Genomic DNA, 15,849 nt, shown 5'->3' with positions numbered 1-15,849 from the left:
CATCGGAATGACATCATCCTATGTACGGAGGGCCACCGACGTGGCCGCGTACGCGCCGGCCAACCACACGGGAACGGCAAACCAGCGCATCATCGGCAAGGAGACTGTCGGCGCGCGCCGGCTCGAGGTCCTGCTGGGCACGATTTCCCGGGGCCACGGCGCGTTGCCGCACGCACACCCGGACCTCGAACAGGCGTCGTTCCTGCTCGCCGGCGAGGGTATCGGCGAACTACCCGGTAAGCAGCGCATCTTGCGCGCAGGGGACTGGAGCTTCAACGCGGCTGGCGTCTTCCATCGCTTCGAGGTCATCAGCGACGAACCGGTGCAGGTGATGGTGGTCTACGCTCCGCCATATAGCGAAAACCCGAACGCAGCAGTGACCGCGAGCGGCCCGGACGACCCGCGCCTTCAGGCCGGTGCCGCCGATGTCCGCGACGTTCCAACCAGCACCGAAGCGATCGCGCTGGCGCACTACCGTGCCGCGCTCGTCAGGCCGGTCATCACACGCCAGACCGTCGATTCCCGGTATCTCGACATCTACATGGTCGACCTTGATCCAGATGGCGGCGCCGAGCCGCACAGGCTTGGCGAGACCGAGCAGGTGCTCTTCGTGCGCAGCGGCACGCTCCATGGGCGCATCGAAGGGGAGCGCTTCGCCGCCGGGACTGGGGAGTGGGTCTACGTTCCCGACGGTGCGGAGCTCAGCCTCGAATCGGCGGACGAGATGCGCGAGCTGATTGTCATTCGCGCACACGATCCGCTGACCTGACGCAAGCTCGGCCAAGTGAATCAATCAGATCCCAAGATGCGGGAGGAGACAAGATGATCCAGCGATTTCCCCGGCGACGCGTGCTCGCCCTGCTGTTCGGACTAGCCGCTGCTTGCGCGGCGTCGCAGCTGGTGTGGGCAGCTGGCCTGAACGAGTATCCGGACAAACCGATCCGTGTGGTGGTGCCGTTCCCTGCAGGCAGTGGCACGGACAACACCGCGCGCTACATCGCGCGAAACGTCACCGCCCAGACCGGCCAGTCCGTGGTCGTGGAAAACCGCCCCGGTGCCAACGGGTTCATCGCGGCCACGGCGGTCGCGAGAGCGCCCGGAGATGGCTACACGATGCTCATCACGACAAATACCACTCACGCGGCCAATGCGTCCCTGTTCAGGAAGCTGCCCTATGATCCCATCAAGGACTACGCGCAGGTGTCGTTGATCGCCAAGAGCGGATTGGTCTTGGTGGTGCCATTCGACAGCCCCGTGCAGAAGGTGGCCGATCTGACCACGCTGGCGAAAAGCCGGCAAGGCAAGATGACCTTCGCCAGCGGCAGTTCCTCCACCCGGGTCGCCAGTGAGCTCTACAAGATCATGAGCGGCGCACCGGCACTGCATGTGCCCTACAAGGGCGTGCCGCAGGCCCTGACCGACTTGATGGGCCACCAGGTCGACTTCATGATTTCCGACATCAATCCAGCCCTGCCCCTGATCCAGAACGGCAAGCTGCGCGCAGTCGCCGTGACCACGTCCAGGCGCCATCCCCTGCTCGACAATGTCCCGACCATGGCGGAAAGCGGCCTGCCGGGGTACGAGATGACGGCTTGGGTTGCTGCCTTCTTCCCTGCCACTACGCCAAAACCGGTCATCGCGCGTATGAGTCAGCTGATTCTGCAGGGGCTGACCAGCCCGGCGGCTACCGAACACTTCAGCCAGACTGGAGGCCAACCCTCCCCATCGACGCCAGAAGAGTTGGCGGCGTTCGTGCGCAGCGAAACCGCGAAATGGGCTGAGGTGATCAAAGCCGCCGGCATCCAGCCGGAATAGCCCGCACCTTCGGCGGCCCGAGAATACTCGGCCGGACAGTCCGGGCAGTGCTGGTATTGCATGGACCAGGACTTCGAAGGTGACCCGATCCAACTGATTGGCACTTGTCACGACCAGCGCCAGGGGAACACCGCGCCAATCTGCGACCGTATCGGACGCCTCACCAAGCGCCTGAGCACCTGCAGCGATCCGAAGGGCCAGCCACGTGTCGTCGGCAAACGCCTCCGCGAGCCTGGTCAGACTGCTTACGTCAGCTCTTCCAACAGTACTTTGGCATCTTGCCAGTCGACGGTATCGAACCCCTCGGTGAATGTGCCATGAATACCGGCCAGGATCGAGCGCGCAGCATCCGTCTTGCCGCAGCGTTGCCATAACCGGGCCACGCTCAGCGCGCCTTTCAGCTCGACTGACCTGGCTCCCTGGTCATGAGCAGTGGCAATAGCCGCCTGAAAACATGCTTCGGCTTCTTTGGCCCTGATGGACGAGCCGGCTTTGTCGCCGGACAACATCAGAATCAGTTCCCCCTTGAGCCGAAGCAGAACCGGCTCAGCGAACCGCTCGCCCGTGTTCTTCACCAGAGCCAGCGCCTCACTCAGCACAGCAAGCCCTGCCTCGGCTTGCCCTGCCTTTTCATAAGCGTTGGCGAGCAGTCCCAGAAGCCTCGGCCGACCCAGTGTCGCTCCGGTGGCTTCGTGGGCGCGGAGGCCTTGTTGTATTTGCGCGATGCCCTCCTCATGACTACCCTGCTCGGCCAGCGCCCAGCCGCGCAGGATCGTTCCCCAACCCAGATAGAGGGGGAACCCCTGGTCGCTTGAAAGCGCGATGGCGGCGTCTGCGTACTCCCGCGCCAGTTGCACATCGCGCCGGTACTGGTGCAATTCGGCCGCGAAGATCAGGCACAAGGCAAGGCCGAACGGATCAGAGGACTTTCTGGCCAGCGCCAGCACTTCCTCGCTGCGCGCACGCGACTGGTCCGGCAAGCCCAGAAACCAGAGCGTCCAGCTTAGCGTGCTCCCGATATGAAGGGCGAGGTTCGGCGCATAACGTAGAAGTTTGCTGTATGTTTTCCGATCGGGGCGGTGCAGTGCCAGCGCCTGCTCCATGTGGGTCCGGGCCATCCTGATCTCGCCCAGACGGAACAAGGTGGCGCCGAGAATGCGGTGCGCCTCCGCGAGCTGTTCCGGATCTTGTTTATCCTGCGCGAGACCGAGCAGCCGTTGCGCCAAGGCGTGTGCAGTACTGAGTTGCGCACGCAATAGATAAAACGACCACAGTCCTAACTGCGCCGAGAAGATCTGCGGTATTTCCCCGCCCTGTTCGCACAAGGCCAATGCACGCGTGTAGGTCTCCTCCACCTCTGGCGCACCATAGCCTCGAGCGGCCATCCAGGCAGGACCGAGGGTCAGCAGCAGGGTGAGTTCCTCGCGTGCGCGTTCGGGGGTGTCTGCCAAGGACTTGAGCAGTTCGAGGGCTGCACTGAGATGATGAATCGCTTCAAGCTGTGCTGAACGCTGCAAGGCTTGCTGGCCCGCCAGATGCAGGTATTCGATGGCCTTCGGCACATTGCCACTCTTGCTGTAATGGTGAGCCAGTTCGCTGCAATAGTCCTTCAGCCGGCCTGGAAACAGTGTCTCGATGGCCCGGGCCGTGCGTTCATGCAGCACACTGCGCTGAGCGGTCAGCAGGGAGTTAGCGGCCACCTCCTGGGTAAGCGCGTGTTTGAACGCGTATTCCACTTCCGGGAAAGCGGGACGCTCGTAAATGAAATCGCCGGCCTGGAGGTCACCCAGAAGCGGGCGCAGTTCCTCTTCCGGTTGCGCTGTGACATGCTGGATCAGACTTAAGGGAAACTCTTTGCCGATGATCGCAAGGGTCTGCAGCAAGTCCTTCTGGGCGACGGGGAGCCGGTCGATACGGGCGGCGAGCACGCCCTGCACGGTCGTCGGAATATGAAATGACAAAGGGGCGTTCTCGATCCGGTAGCTGCCGGGCTGACCAAGCAAGACGCTCTCCTCGGCCAGCGTCTTGACGACTTCCTCCATAAAGAACGGGTTGCCCTCCGTCTTCGCCAGGATAAGCAGCTTCAGGGGCACGAGCGAGGGATGGTCTCCCAGCAGGGCCGTGAGCAGGCCCTGTGCCTCCGCTTGCCCCAGCGGTTCCAGTTGCAATTGGGTGTAGTAAAGTTTCCCGCCCCAATCATGCACGTATTCCGGACGGTAGTTGACGAGCAGAAGCAGCCTGGTACGCTGCACATGCTCGATGAGGATATTGAGAAAGGCCTCGGTCTCGCTGTCCAGCCATTGCAAGTCTTCGAAGAAGACCATCAGCGGCTGATTCTGGCTCTCACGCACCAGTAGCCGTGCAATGGCTTCGAAGGTGCGGTGGCGCCGGATGGTGGCATCCATCTTGGGCAGCGCCGAGCCCGCTTCGCTGATACCGAGCAGGTAAAGCAGATAGGGCAGATGGTCCTCCAGTGTGCGATCCAGGGTCAGCAACCTGCCGGTGACTTTCTCGCGATACAGCCGTTCATCATCTTGCGCGGTGATCTGAAAATAGTTTCTCAACAGGTCGATCAAAGGCAGATAGGGAAAGGCCTTGCCATGCGAAACCGAGAAGGTTTCGAGCACCATGCAGCCCCGCTGCGAGCGCGCCTTGAATTCGTGGTACAGACGCGACTTGCCGACACCCGCCTCGCCCACCACCCCGACGATCTGCCCTCGCCCAGCCCTGGCCGACTCCGACGCCTCCTGCAAGCGCTCCAATTCGGCCTGGCGGCCGACAAACCGCGCCAGACCGCGATGGGCCGCCACTTGCAGGCGCGTGCGCATGGCGCCGAGGCCGAGCACCTCATAGACCGCAAGCGGGTCCCGAATGCCCTTTACGTGGGTGGTCCCGAGGCCCTTGAACGCGAAGTACCCCTCGGTCAGCTTATGGGTCGACTCGCTAACGAGGATCGACGACGGTGTTGCGACGCCTTCCATCCGGGAGGCGATATGGATCGTGTGCCCCACCGGGTCGTAGTCCGCGCGCAAGTCATCCTTGCGGATCGAGCGCACCACCACTTCGCCGGTATGGATGCCAACCCGGATCTGCAGCGGGACCCCCTGCTCCAGACGGTACCGGTCACCATGGCGGCGCATCACTTCCTGCATGCGCAGCGCCGCGTACAACGCCCGCAAGGGGTGGTCCTCGTGGGCAATCGGCGCGCCAAACAGCGCCAGGATGCCGTCGCCCAGGCATTTGGCAACGTATCCCTCGTAGTGATGCACGGCCTCCATCATCAGCGCGATCACGGGGTCGATCAGCCCGCGTGCCTCTTCGGGGTCCAGGTCCTGGATCAAGGCGGTCGAGCCGGCCATGTCCGCAAACAGCGCCGTAATGGTCTTGCGTTCGCCGGCAGCCTGTCCCCTGGCCTCCATCGCGGCTTGCTCGGCGAGGATGCGTTCGGCGAGATGGGGCGGCGTGTAAAGAACCGGTGCGGGGACAGCGGGCGTTGGCACTGCGGCAGCGACTGGCGTTGCGGCCAGCTCCATCATGGGCGCGCCGCAAGAACCGCAGAACTTTGCTGTGGGGCTGGACTCATGGCCGCATTGCGGGCAGATCTGCGCAAGCCTTTGCCCGCACTCCTCGCAGAATTTTCCTCCCGCGGGGTTCTCGAACCCGCATTTTGTGCAGCGCATATCGCCCTCTGACAGCCTTCGCCTGCCACGAACTCATTAGAAGCGTAATGACCGCCCGTCGCAAGATATAGGTTATCGAAAATGCCACTCACCATACGGCTTATCGTATTCAGCTGATCGTTGCTCACATGGACTTTGGGCCGCGATTCGGCTTACCCAGCCCGTGTTGGATAGCGCGCATCACAGTTCAAACCGGCTTTGTATTCGATGAAGTGCTGGCTGCCCCACAGAATCCGTCCTCGCGGCGCGGGGCCGGGGGCCACGGCCCCGCGCCGACGATCGCGTATCCAAGTCCTCAACCCGGCTCTTTCGGTGTGTCGCTTACCCGACTCAAATGCGCACCGGTACGGTGCTGAACCGGGAGACACCCTGGGCCGCAGCCATTTCGGTCGCCAGTGCTCCGGGCGATGCGGCTCGTATGGCAGCCGGCATGCAATCCCTTGGCCGGTCGACGCGAAACGCGCCGCACCTTGCGCACGGCGGGGCGCTGCGACCGCCCCCCCCTGTCGCACTCCCTAGGTGTTAACGAGCTATTTGTCATTCTGACAAATATACTATTATCACGTCTATGCACGACGTCGATTGCCCCCGCATTCCGACGTCGCAAGCGCCGTGGCGCCTCCTTGGCAGCACCTGCATGCATGGTGCTGATCCAAAATAATCTCAAACGGACCGCTCAGCGGTTGGAGACCTCATGCCCAAATCGACTGTCATGCTCCGCCAGCCGGAGTCTCACCCGGAGAGCCGGCTGCCACCTGGCGTGCAACGGCTCACTCGCCCAAAGCCGCTCGGTAGAGCAGTGGAACTGGCGTTCCTTCGCTGGGAAAAGAAAGACCTGCCGGCGACTGAACGCTTCTGGCGCGATTTCGGCATGCATCTGGTCAGCGTTTCGCCTGACCGGATCACGGCCCGTGGCGTCGGGACGGCCCCTTGCATTGCGGTGGCCGAACGTTCGGCGGCGAGCCGCTTCGTTGGGCCCGCCTTTCGTATGTCGGACGATACCGACTTGAATCGGTACATCGATCGCATTGGCGCCACGTGGTTGTCCGAACAGCAGATTCCCGGAGGCGGGCGCGGTGTCGAGCTATTCGATCCTTCCGGGCGCAGCGTCTGGCTCGTGCAAGGCCAGCAGCGTGTCGAAGCTCTGCCCATGCGCCCGCCCATGACATTGACCAACACGGGGCAACATGCGCCGCGAGTCAACCGCACTGTTCGCACCCCGATTGAGCCGGCCAGTATTGTCCGGCTGGGTCATGTTGTCTTTCAAACCGTGGACTTTGCCGCCATGGCGGCGTGGTACATGACCGTACTTGGTGTCATTCCGACCGATGTGCAGTACCTCGCGGATGGCAGCCCCAACCTGGCCTTCTGCCGGCTCGACCTTGGCCAGGCGCCAGCTGACCACCACACCCTCGTACTGGTGGGTGGCATCGAAGAGAAATACGAGCACAGCGCGTACGAAGTCATCGATCTCGATGCGCTCGGGCAAGGTCAACAGGTGCTGCGTGCGCAAGGCCATTCGCACATGTGGGGCATCGGGCGGCACTTGCTGGGAAGCCAGCTGTTCGACTACTGGCGCGACCCGGACGGCTTCGAGCTGGAGCACTACACCGATGGCGACCTGTTCACCGCGGATTTCGAAACCGCTTACTCGCCGCTTGATTTCGGCGGCATCTGGGCTTGGGGTGCCGACGCACCAGCCTCCATGAAGCCAAGAAAGACTTTGCGCAATGTGCTGAAGGTGCTGAGGCTGGTACAGCGAAAGGCAATTGCGCCGGCGCGGCTCAAGCTGATCGAAACAGCGCTGGGTGCACCCGCCAGGCCCTGGCTTTAGAACTAAGCAATTCCCTAGGAAGTGTCATGTCTCGTACCGTAATTCGCTACATCCATACGGATGGCCCGCAATGGGGCATTCTCTTTGGCGCACGCATCGCGCCGTTGCAGGTCAACGCCGCGACCACAGGCGAGTTGCTTGCCAAACACTGGCAAAGCATCTGGCAAGTGCCGGCGGCACAGGCAACGATTCCGCGCGAGGCCGTCGAGCTTCTGGCTCCCGTCACGCAGAACCAGCAATTCCTCTGCCAGGGGGTCAACTACCGCAGCCACGTCATGGAATCCGGCCTGCGTGTCGAGAATTTTCCCTTCAACACCATCTTCACGAAGGCATCCTCATGCATCACGGCCGCGGATGCTCCGGTTGCCTCCCCAGCCCACGTCAAGCTGCTCGACTACGAGATCGAGCTCGGGCTGGTGCTGCGGCGGGATTTGCAACCTGGCGTGAAGGTCAGCCCTGACGCTCTCGGTGATTGGCTTGCCGGCGTGACCATCGTCAATGACCTGTCGGCGCGTGACGTGCAATTGCCGCAGGGTCAGTTCTACAAGGGCAAGAGCTATCGCGGCTTCGGACCTGTTGGCCCTGGGCTCATATTGCTGACACCGGAAGAGTGGCAACGTTGGCCGGAATTGCGGATGCGCCTGGATGTCAACGGACAGCCCCGGCAGGATGCCTACTGCGCCGATATGATCCACGCGCCGGCTTCAACCTTGACGGAACTGGCATCCATGCACGACGTTCACACCGGCGACCTGATCGCCACGGGTACGCCTGCCGGTTGCGCGGCCCGCGCGCCGGGCAAGCTCGCCATGTTCATGGCGAAACATTTTCTCAGCGACGCCGGAAAATGGCGCATGTTTGTGCGCCGCGGCATGACCAATCCCGCCTACCTTCGGCCCGGCGATAGCATCCGGGCCTCGATTCGCACGGATGACGGCACCATCGACCTGGGTGAGCAGACCACCGTTATCGCCACGGCATGACGACCACGCAGGTTGCGACGAAATACGTGGCATCCCATCGCAGCATTTGGAATGAGAGTGAAGTCTTATGAGTAGCCTTGCAATCAACGCCATGCCAGAGGTCGTCAGGCGACTGGAGGACGTGGAACAGATCGAACGGACGCCCTGGCGGGACGCGATCCGCGCCACAAACACTTACGATGTACTACGGACCGCTTGCGAGCGCTGGCCGGAACGCGTGGCCCTGCGGCTGCTGCTGGACGGCAGCGCTTCCGCGCCGACGCGCGATGTCCGTTATGCCGAATTGCTCGAGGGCATCCATCGCACCGCCAATACGCTCCACCGCCTGGGTGTCACTCCGGGGGTGCCAGTCGCCATCCTGTTACCGAACCTGATCGAGGGCCACCTGGCGCTATGGGGCGCGGAAGCTACCGGCATTGCCAGCCCCATCAACCCGATGCTGGAATCCAGCTTCATTGCCCGTATCTGCGAAGAGACGGGGGCCAGGGTGGTCATCGCCCTGGGGCCCACGACGGACGGGAATATCTGGGAAAAGGCCGTGGAAGTCGCGGACCGGCTGCCTCGGGTCCATACGATCCTGCAGGTTGACCCGATGGCCGCGCTGGGGGGGCGTATCTGCTCCGGCGGCCACACCCCGCGCGGCAAGATGCCGGCCCGTACCGGCGTGCAAGTGCTCGACTTCCATGACGCGCTGGCCGAATCGGACAGTACGCGGCTGATCAGCGGGCGGCGATTCACGCCCACCGAGCCGTGTGCCTATTTTCATACGGGCGGGACCACCGGGTATCCCAAGGTGGCCGTGCACAGTCACCTGAACGAAGCTGTGATGGCATGGGTCCTTCAACGGATCGATGACCGGCGCAACGTGATGCTGGCTGGATTGCCCCTTTTCCACGTCAATGGAGCCATGGTGACCGGACTCGGCGCACTTCACAGTGGTTCGGAAATCGTCATGCTGACAGCGGGCGGGTACCGGACGCCCGGCCTGCTGGACGCCTTCTGGGAAATTGCCAACCGGTTCGGGACCACCACGTTTTCCGCCGTACCAACCATCCTGGCGGCCCTGCTTTCCAGACCTTTGCCTGCGGACGGGGTCCCGACCTTGCGCCACGTTCTCTGCGGTGCCGCGCCGCTGCCCAGTCAGGTCGCACACGAGTTTGAAAAGCTCACCGGCGTTCGCATTCACGAGGGATATGGCCTGACGGAAGGTAGTTGCGTATCGACCGTCAACCCGCCACAAGCCGCGCCCAAGGCCGGTACGGTTGGCATCCGCATTCCGTATCAGGAATTGAAGCTGTTCAAGCTATGCGCAGACGGCAGGCCCGCCGAACTTGCCGAAGCCGGTACGACCGGCGTGATCGGCATACGCGGCCCCAATGTGTTTCCCGGTTACCTAAGGGAAGGCGACAACCGCGGCATCTGGATCGAGGGCGGATGGTTCAACACGGGTGACCTGGGCCGCCTTGACGCGGACGGAGCTCTCACGCTGTGCGGCCGCGCGAAAGACCTGATTATCCGTGGCGGCCATAACATTGATCCGTCGATGATCGAGGATGCGATCGCCGCACACCCCGCGGTCGCCATGGTCGCCGCGGTCGGGCAGCCGGACATCCATGCGGGCGAATTGCCGGTGGCCTTCGCGATACTCAAGCCAGGCGGACAGGCTTGCAGCGAGGCATTGATGGAATACGCGCGGGAGAGGATTCCTGAACGTGCGGCGGTGCCGGTACGCATCGAAATCATGCCTACACTGCCCCTTACCGCCGTCGGCAAGGTCTCCAAGCCAGACCTGCGGCTGCTCACTATCGAGCACGTCATCCAGGCGGCGCTTGCCGAGGATGGCATGTCCGACACCCGCGTCAAGGCCCGCCTCTGCCCCGAGCGCGGCGCCATAGCCGATATCTCCGGTCCGGTCGCGTCACGTGAGGCGGCGGTAGCACTGGTAGCCCGCTATCCCGTGATTCCCGCATGGCAGGAGCAATGATGACGGACACCACGAAGACCCCGCAGGGGAACATGCTTGATACGGATGTCCTGCTTGTAGGACTGGGGCCGGTGGGGGCAGCGCTGGCCAACCTGCTTGGCCGCTACGGGATCCGCGTCCTGGCCATCGACCGCGCCACGGAAATCTTTGCCAAACCGCGCGCGATCGCGCTGGACAACGAGGCCCTGCGCATTCTGCAACTCGTGGGCGTAGCGGAGGGCGAATTCGCCACGGTGGCGATTCCGAAGGTGCAATACCGCTCGCCACTGTTCGGCCGCTTTGCGCGCATCAATAGCGCGAGAATTGTCGACGGCCATCCGACGCTCGTCACGTTCTACCAGCCAGAGCTGGAGGCCGTGCTGCGCAAGAAGCTGTCAGCGTACCGCACCGTGGACGTTCGCCTTGGGACTGAACTCCAGTCCTTCGTCGATGATGGTCATTGTGTGCGTGCCGTCGTGAAATCAGCTGGCGGCCCCGACCTGCAGGTCAGGGCGAAGTACATGGTGGGCATCGATGGCGCAGGTTCACTGGTCCGGCGTGAGCTGGGGCTTGATTTCGAGGGCCGCACATTCCAGCAGGACTGGCTGATTGTCGACGCGCTTGGCGTGCCGAATCCCATTGACCATTGCGAGTTCGTCTGCGACCCCGCGCGGCCAACGCCGCATATGGTCGCCCCAGGAGGCCGCCAGCGCTGGGAATTCATGTTGAAGCCGGGCGAAAGCGCTGCGGAAATGGAGCGGCCTGAATCGGTGCGCAATCTGCTCGCGCCGTGGTGCGATGTAGACAAGATCCAGATAGAACGCACCGCCGTGTATCGATTTCACGCACGTGAAGCCAAATCGTTCTCAAAAGGCCGATGTTTCCTGGCCGGTGATGCCGCTCACATTACCCCCCCTTTTGCCGGGCAAGGATTGGTGGCCGGCCTGCGAGACGTGGCAAATCTTGGGTGGAAGCTGGCGTGGGTGCTACGCGGCCAGGCGAGCGAGCAGATTCTCGACAGCTATGATCAGGAACGCCGGCCTCACGCAAGAAAGATCATCAACCTGGCGCGCTTTCTTGGAGCACTTGTCATGCCACGCAACCGAGCTGCGGCACTCGCTATACACGGGTGCATGAGCGCGATAAGGTTGTTGCCGCGCGGCCGTGCCCTGTTCGAAGACCTGAAAGTGAAGCCGGCAAACACTTTCGACAAAGGCCTGTTTGTGCGCGTGCGCGGCACCGAGAAGCTGCGTGCCGGTTCGAGCTTTCCACAGGGGTGGGTCCGACCGGCAGAAAGCGGAATCCCGACACTTAGCGACGATTGCCTGGGGCTTGAGTGTGCAGTCATCGGATTTGGCTTTGACCCCGCGACGCGTCTCTCGTCTGAGCTCATGGTCCGCTGGTCCCTCGCCGGTGGCAAGGTGTGGCAATGGTGCCAGCGTGCCCAAGCGCAGCATCTCGCGCCCAAAGGCCGGCGTCTTGAAGCACTGGACGAGGTCGTGTTGCCCCGCGTGGCCCCGCTCGACTGGATGGTGGTGGTCCGCCCTGACCGATGCGTGCTCGCCGAAGGCCCGGCCTCTCAAGCCGAGCACATCCTCCAGCGCGCCCTTTATTTGATCGATCCGCCGCAGGTACGCCTCGACATACGCCTCCCCAAGGCCGCCTGAAGGCACCAGTCGCCCCGCAGACAGTATAAGAACCTTCCAGTGCCAGTTCGTGGCCTCGGCGGGCGGGGCTTTTTTTGCACCACCTGAATAACAAGGAGGAGACCCTTGTGTTGCAGACTTCTGTTTATTGTCTTTCTATCTCGGCGATAATTTGCCTTGCAAGCATGACCGCGCATGCCGGAGAAGACTTTCAGGTGCGGTACAACATAGCAGGCAGCATCGGAGGGGAAATGTTTACACCCCCAGATGCCGCCGGGCTCGCAGTTGGCGTCGCAGCAACTTATATCGACATCAGGAAGGTGACCGGCAACGACGGCAACACACTGACGAAGCCGATCCCCGGTGGCGCCATTCCACTTCCGTCCCCGACACCCGTGAGCGCGTATCCCACTTATGGCGCGAATACCGCCCAGATCCCCGCCTCAGGCACTTTCAAGCTGTTCAACCTCGGCGTTGGCTACATTACCGACGCGGACTATGGCGGCGGTCGCTTCGCGTTCGGCGGCGTTCTGCCGTATGGCGTCAAATCCCAATCGGTCAGGGCTACTGCCGCAACGCCAGCCGTGCAGGCGAACCCTGCAGTCCCCGCGGCCGCACAGCGGGCCATCGCGAGCCAGTTCGGGGCGACATATCAGTCAACCCTTGCCGGCGAAGCAGCCAGTTCCAGTGGCGACGTATCGGGCATCGGCGACCTGGAGTTGCAAGGCGGCTGGCTCTATACGACCGAACAGCTGCGCGTATTGCTGGGCGCATCCCTCGTCATTCCGACAGGGCGCTACAACGCATCGCCTGCACCCGACATAGGCACTGGTAATTTCTATACGCTGCGGCCGTCGGTGCAAATGGCCTACCTGCCAACGCCCGACATCGCCTTCGCGGCAAAGGTGACCCTGGGCCTGAATACGAAGAATCGGGACAATGACCTCCGCAGCGGCAACTGGATCGGACTGGAAGGCGCGGCAGCATACAAGACCGGGATTGGTGTATTCGGACTGCACACCGTCTTCGTTCAACAGTACCAGGACGACTCGAACAATCCCTGGGGCCCGAGCCGATACCGATCGCTCAATGCCGGTGCGTTCTATACCGCGATGGTGCCTGGCATTGACGCGGCGCTGACGTTGCAATACATGGCAACAACCACTTCGCGCAACGCAAAGGTCGGCAGCTTTAGCCAGATCCGCTTGATCAAGCTGTTTTGACGACGATGACTAAGAGACCTTTCAAGTGCGACACGTTTCGCACTTGAAAGGTCTCTGAAAAGCTGTGATCGTGTCTTGCCGTTTCCTTAGGCCTGACAACTCGGTTCCACTTAGGTCGGAAGCAGATCGTCAATCTGTTGCTGTGCCTGCTCGATAGCGACTTGCCGTTGTTCGGCACCTGCAGACACACCGTTAGCAGCGACCACTTCAAGCTGGGACACGCCCACGAACGAGAATACGCTCCGGAGATAGGCTTCCGCGTGCTCAAGTGCCGCGTTGCGCGAACCGGGGCCATAGTACCCGCCGCGTGCAACGGCCAGGATGATGCGCTTGCCGGTCACGAGCCCTTCTGGACCTCTGTCCGTATAGCGAAAGGTCTTTCCCACGACGGCGATACGGTCGATCCAAGCCTTCAGTTGGCTGGCGATACTGAAATTGTAAAATGCGACACCAATGACCACCACGTCGGCCGCCAGGAATTCTTCCAGGATGGCGCGTCCCAACTCAATATCCCGCAGAAGCGCTGCGTCATTCGGCGCCTTGGGATCACGGGATGCGGCGAAGTAGGCGCCGGACAAGTGAGGAATGGGTGAACTGGCGAGGTCGCGATATATGACATCGACTTTCGGATGCGCGGCCTTGAACTTGTTGACGATGCCGGCCGAAAGGGTACGGCTGACGGAATTGTTTCCCAGGATGCTGGAATCAATGTGAAGAAGCTTCGTGGTCACTCGGGGATCTCCAATGGTATGCGCTGCCCATCGCGGAGTTGAACAGTCCGAATTCAATGGGCGCGATTGCGTGATGGCTCGCGACCAACATACCCACCATTCGCGTCCGCCACAAGGAGGCACACCGATGTTACCTGCGACCATTCAACGGGAGTCTGACGATGCGACTGGCACGGTTGTCGAGCACAAGGGCCACTTGCCCGGAATGTTGGACAGACGTAACGGGATAGATCTGCCTGGAGACTGCCGGGGAGCGGGGATAGTCCTCGCGCGCATTGGCGATAAGTGGAGCGTCCTCATCGTCATGCTCCTTGCCGAGGGGCCCATGCGGTTTAACGAACTGAAGCGGAAGATCGGCGGCATCTCGCAGCGAATGCTGACGCTAACTTTGCGGGGATTGGAACGAGACGGACTGGTTACGCGGACCGTTTATGCCACGATTCCGCCGCGCGTTGACTACTCACTGACCTCCCTCGGGCATTCGCTAAGAACCCCTGTGGAAGCGCTTGGCCGATGGGCCATCGCGCACCTCCCGGCCATTGAACAGGCGAGGCAGGCGTTCGATCTCAGCAGCAAGAGGAACTCCGAGTCTGAGCAGCCTTAGTCAAGGAGACAGCAAATTGCGTGTAGCGTGTGGTTGTCGGAGGTATTGCCAGGGAAGCTGCGCGCACGGACGGTGAGACCCCGCTTGGCAGTGATTGCCAGGCTCACCTTCACGCCGAATTCGTAGGGATGACGGACCTTGCCCTTGGCAACACACTCCACCCCGGGCGCGTGCAGGGCGTAGAGTTCATTTTTTGTCCTTGGCGCGCTGCTGCGCAGTGCGTCGCGCGCGTTCTGGCCAGATACTTGACGTGTTGCGTTGAATCCTAGCCGTCATTTTTAGTAGGCACTAGGCACGCGTGAAGAAACAGCATGTTGTTCGCGCAGCGCCAATCCCCTCGCATGATTGCGAAACTTGTCGAATGCCAAAATTTGGCTCCCCTTTGTGGGCGCGCGGCAGTACCTGCGGAATTTCGCGAAGACAGCGAGCGACGGGGCGAGGGGTCGGACAAGGCCCAGGGCAGCAGGCGTTTACAGGTCCTTGGCCATGCGGGGAGGATTTCAGCGGGCGGCCAGGGAGTCACGAGCCCCATTCATCCCTCGATGTGCTGAAGTTCGACTTCGCGCACCGACCTCACTTTGAACGCACGCGCAAAGTCGTTGAATGCGCGCATCAGATCGGTCCTGGCGGCTTGAGCCGATGCGCAGGGCGGCTTCTGCAGCCCCTTCCTTCGTAGCCTGGTATGGGCTTCCCGAAACATGCGAGGAAATATCCAAGCATGAACGCAGGTGCCACGCTGGCACGAATGGCAGATCACCCGACTCAGAATTCCAAATCGATGGCGGAGTGCACAAGCTACTTCCAGAATCCCGCTTCACCGTCAACAACTCCGACCTCGTGCTTTTATGCTGTGGTGCAGGGATTGGGCCTTGCACAAATGTCCGATTTCCAGATCATCGACCATCTAGCCCTCAACGAACTAGTTGTGACGTTGATCGGCCGGCTGTAGAAGGACCTTCGGTCACTACATCTGCCATCAGAGCCGGCAACACGCGCCCGTACGCACGCCCGTTCTGCTGAAGGTTCCGGCTTGGAAGCCGAAGGACCGTCATCTGTCAGGAGAAATACATGCGTAGCACCATCGCCCCGATCGGCGCCGCCCTCACCTTTTCCGCCTCGCCCGCGTCAGCGCTCGGCGTCCTCGCCTACGGCGACGAGCCGGTGGGTGATCCCGGCGCCGTCGTGCAGGATTTGATCTCGACGGAGTTCGAGCACTTCTTTAGTGCCGCCGGGACGGTCCTGGTGATTCACTACGATACGGTACAGCTGGGAATGGACCGCGTGTGCCACGCCACCGTCGGCATCAGCGCCGCCCCCGAGGCCGGAGCCACCGCACGGGTTCCCGCTTGGCGTTTCAACGCGACCCGCTT

Annotated in this window: 12 protein-coding genes and 1 pseudogene; 10 read left to right on the top strand and 3 right to left on the bottom strand. The window is 62.1% G+C overall.

Going from position 1 to position 15,849, the window contains the following annotated elements:
• Positions 1–7 precede the first annotated feature (7 nt).
• Positions 8–769: a cupin domain-containing protein gene (locus AC1DS6_RS33955; RefSeq protein ID WP_441630832.1), complete on the top strand. Its 762-nt coding sequence runs from the start codon at positions 8–10 to the stop codon at positions 767–769.
• A 53-nt stretch (positions 770–822) separates the two neighbouring features.
• Positions 823–1,815 carry a Bug family tripartite tricarboxylate transporter substrate binding protein gene (locus AC1DS6_RS33950; RefSeq protein WP_477104087.1) on the top strand — a complete coding sequence of 331 codons (993 nt, stop codon included), beginning with the start codon at positions 823–825 and terminating at the stop codon, positions 1,813–1,815.
• A 245-nt stretch (positions 1,816–2,060) separates the two neighbouring features.
• On the opposite strand, the gene AC1DS6_RS33945 is transcribed toward AC1DS6_RS33950, so the two are convergent.
• Positions 2,061–5,495: an AAA family ATPase gene (locus tag AC1DS6_RS33945; protein ID WP_477104086.1), complete on the bottom strand. Its 3,435-nt coding sequence runs from the start codon at positions 5,493–5,495 to the stop codon at positions 2,061–2,063.
• A 799-nt stretch (positions 5,496–6,294) separates the two neighbouring features.
• Here AC1DS6_RS33945 and AC1DS6_RS33940 point away from each other — a divergent pair.
• The 5 genes from AC1DS6_RS33940 (at position 6,295) to AC1DS6_RS33920 (ending at position 13,144) form a co-directional block, all read left to right on the top strand.
• Complete coding sequence (locus AC1DS6_RS33940) at positions 6,295–7,329, top strand: VOC family protein (protein WP_477104085.1); 1,035 nt, start codon at positions 6,295–6,297, stop codon at positions 7,327–7,329.
• A gap of 104 nt (positions 7,330–7,433) precedes the next feature.
• Positions 7,434–8,312 (top strand): fumarylacetoacetate hydrolase family protein, encoded by an 879-nt coding sequence (locus AC1DS6_RS33935; RefSeq protein ID WP_441630824.1) that lies wholly within the window; start codon positions 7,434–7,436, stop codon positions 8,310–8,312.
• 67 nt (positions 8,313–8,379) lie between these two features.
• Positions 8,380–10,296, top strand: coding sequence for an acyl-CoA synthetase (locus AC1DS6_RS33930; protein WP_441630822.1), 1,917 nt, complete (start codon positions 8,380–8,382; stop codon positions 10,294–10,296).
• Positions 10,293–11,942, top strand: coding sequence for a bifunctional 3-(3-hydroxy-phenyl)propionate/3-hydroxycinnamic acid hydroxylase (locus AC1DS6_RS33925; protein WP_477104084.1), 1,650 nt, complete (start codon positions 10,293–10,295; stop codon positions 11,940–11,942). The genes AC1DS6_RS33930 and AC1DS6_RS33925 overlap by 4 nt, the downstream gene beginning before the upstream one ends.
• Before the next feature lie 107 nt (positions 11,943–12,049).
• Entirely contained in the window at positions 12,050–13,144 is a 1,095-nt protein-coding gene (locus tag AC1DS6_RS33920) for a transporter (RefSeq protein ID WP_441630818.1), read from the top strand.
• Positions 13,145–13,254: 110 nt separating this feature from the next.
• Here the strand turns inward: AC1DS6_RS33920 and AC1DS6_RS33915 are convergent, their stop codons facing one another.
• Positions 13,255–13,875, bottom strand: coding sequence for an FMN-dependent NADH-azoreductase (locus AC1DS6_RS33915; protein WP_441630816.1), 621 nt, complete (start codon positions 13,873–13,875; stop codon positions 13,255–13,257).
• A 205-nt stretch (positions 13,876–14,080) separates the two neighbouring features.
• On the opposite strand from AC1DS6_RS33915, the gene AC1DS6_RS33910 reads away from it, so the two are divergent.
• A complete protein-coding gene (locus AC1DS6_RS33910) occupies positions 14,081–14,479 on the top strand; it encodes a winged helix-turn-helix transcriptional regulator (protein ID WP_441630885.1) in 399 nt (132 codons plus the stop codon).
• A gap of 23 nt (positions 14,480–14,502) precedes the next feature.
• Here AC1DS6_RS33910 and AC1DS6_RS33905 read toward each other — a convergent pair.
• Positions 14,503–14,719 (bottom strand): annotated as a pseudogene (locus AC1DS6_RS33905) (IS5/IS1182 family transposase); the annotation flags it as partial.
• 478 nt (positions 14,720–15,197) lie between these two features.
• On the opposite strand from AC1DS6_RS33905, the gene AC1DS6_RS33900 reads away from it, so the two are divergent.
• Together AC1DS6_RS33900 and AC1DS6_RS33895 are read left to right on the top strand one after the other, a co-directional pair.
• Positions 15,198–15,428, top strand: coding sequence for a hypothetical protein (locus tag AC1DS6_RS33900; RefSeq protein ID WP_441630814.1), 231 nt, complete (start codon positions 15,198–15,200; stop codon positions 15,426–15,428).
• A 119-nt stretch (positions 15,429–15,547) separates the two neighbouring features.
• Positions 15,548–15,849, top strand: a 302-nt coding sequence (locus AC1DS6_RS33895; RefSeq protein WP_477104083.1) for a hypothetical protein, incomplete at its 3' end; no start/stop codon positions are given.

Source organism: Cupriavidus sp. 05L310, assembly GCF_056398185.1.
The sequence above is the reverse complement of the archived record's forward strand: the minus strand, read 5'-3'. Positions and strand labels throughout refer to the sequence as shown.